The sequence below is a fragment of the Crocosphaera chwakensis CCY0110 genome (assembly GCF_000169335.1).
Classification (GTDB): domain Bacteria; phylum Cyanobacteriota; class Cyanobacteriia; order Cyanobacteriales; family Microcystaceae; genus Crocosphaera; species Crocosphaera chwakensis.
On record NZ_AAXW01000134.1, the window covers coordinates 1 to 2,231 of the forward strand.

The window sequence follows — 2,231 nt, forward strand, 5'->3', positions numbered from 1 at the left end:
TCAGCAATCTAATCTTATAAAAAAAGTCGACGAGATTTTATACTTAACTCAATTAGCCCCTAAATGGCTAGAATTAGAAGTGACTGAATCAACTTTTATGGAAAATGTTTCTTTGGCTATAGAAACCTTAAAAGCATTTCAAGATATGGAAATATCAATTTCAATGGATGATTTTGGAACTGGCTATTCTTCCTTAGCTTATCTTAAACAGTTTCCTTTTCAAACACTAAAAATAGATCGGAGTTTCATACAAGAGTTACATAATAATGCTCAAGACCAAGCAATTGTTGCAGCTATTATTACCTTAAGCCGTGGCTTAAATTTGAGGGTTGTAGCTGAAGGAATTGAAACCCCCAATCAACTAAATATTTTAAAAACACTTCAATGTGAAGAAATGCAAGGTTATTTTTTTAGTCCCCCCTTAAGTTCAAAACAAATGATAAAATTTTTAAAAGATTTTGAAAAAAAAAGAATCTAAATAAGCTAATTCTGATTAGACTTTTTCATTAATCGTAGTTAAGTTCTTAATCGCTATAAAGACAAATGTTATGACTCCTACCTATATGGCTACCGAATCAAAGATACTAAAAATGAAAACGGCACTCGAACAAGCACTTGATAATGAAGAGTTCGTTTTATACTATCAACCTCAAATCAATCTCGAAACAGCTAAAGTGTCAGGAGTTGAGGCTCTAGTACGCTGGAATCACCCACAGTTAGGGCTGATTTCCCCTGATAAATTTATTACTGTAGCTGAAAAAACTGATTTAATTAATCGACTGGGTCGATGGGTTTTGAACAGAGCTTGTCGTGAAAACCAAGCTTGGCAAAATTTGGGCTTTCCTCTTATGACTATTTCTATTAATCTTTCACCTTTCCAATTACAAGATCCCAATTTTAAAGATATGGTCAAGCAAATCTTGGAACAAAGCGAACTCCCCCCCACCTGTTTAGAATTAGAAATTACGGAAGAAGCGATTTTAGCTCACCCTGAGATGACTCATCAAACTCTAGTCAATTTAAAACAATTGGGGGTTTATCTCTCCTTAGATGATTTTGGCAGTGGCTATTCCTGTCTTAATTATCTTTCTAGACTGCCTTTTGGGACTGTGAAAATTGCTCAGTCTTGTATTAAAAATTTAACCAATGATTATCACAATATTTCTTTAGTTTCAGTTATCCTTGCCGTTGGGAAAACTTTAGACATTCGAGTCGTTGCTGAAGGGGTAGAAACACAGCAACAACTGGAGACATTAAAGAATTTACATTGTCGAGAAATGCAAGGATATTATTTTACTCAACCTCTCACATCAGAAGAAATCACTAAGTTTTTCTCTCTTTATGAGAGGTGAAATGCCTAAAATATGTTTGGTAACTAATTTAATTGTTATGAGTATTATTGGAGAATAATTATGCAGCTTTCTTGTCAACCGACTCATCATTTTCTCATTATTGAGGACAGAAAATATCGAAGAACTTTATCTCTACAAGATAAATTTTATTCTCTTGGTAGAAGTCCTAAAAATTCAATTGTCATTTCTTCTGATCAAGCATCACGCCATCACGCAACTTTAATTCGTAAAAAAAATAGGCTCAATAATGAAGAAACCTATTGGATTCTTGATGGAGATAGAAATGGAAAAAAAAGTCGTAATGGTATTTATGTCAATGGAGAAAAATGCTCAGTTAAAGAACTTAAACAGGGAGATTTAATTAACTTTGGTTGTGACGTTAATGCCACCTTTTATAGTTTGAACAATTGGTCAGACAGCATTATTCCCATTAACAACTATCAACCAGAAAATGTAGCACAAAATCCATCAAATTCAATTTCTGTTTCTGAATCTAATATTGAATTTCCTCATTCTCAGATCCTAAATTCAACAACAACTCTCCATCCGAAATCTACTCTGAATCCTAAACGAACGATTAAAGGACAAAGGTATCAAGATCCTTTGACCAAATTAGCCAATCAACAACTATTTAAAGAATATTTATCCATTGCTCTCAAAAATGCGACTCTCAAACAGTCTCCATTGGCTCTGCTTTTCTTAAATGTTAATCAGTTTCGCACCATTAACGAAAATTGGGGCTATCCTACGGGGGATCTCATTTTACAAGCAATCGGCAAACGAATAAAAGCTAGTGTCCGAGACAGCGATATTGTAGCACGTTGGGCTGATGATCAGTTTGTCATTCTCTTTCCTAGAATTCGCAAATCTCACGAAATC

At 34.1% G+C, this 2,231-nt stretch carries 3 protein-coding genes; all 3 read left to right on the plus strand.

Annotated features, from left to right (window positions below):
* Nucleotides 1-478, plus strand: a 478-nt coding sequence (locus CY0110_RS27540; RefSeq protein WP_008278955.1) for an EAL domain-containing protein, incomplete at its 5' end; no start/stop codon positions are given.
* A gap of 70 nt (nt 479-548) precedes the next feature.
* Nucleotides 549-1,352, plus strand: coding sequence for a putative bifunctional diguanylate cyclase/phosphodiesterase (locus CY0110_RS27545; protein WP_008278956.1), 804 nt, complete (start codon nt 549-551; stop codon nt 1,350-1,352).
* A 60-nt stretch (nt 1,353-1,412) separates the two neighbouring features.
* The coding region (locus CY0110_RS27550; RefSeq protein ID WP_008278957.1) for a diguanylate cyclase domain-containing protein at nt 1,413-2,231 on the plus strand (819 nt) is incomplete at its 3' end.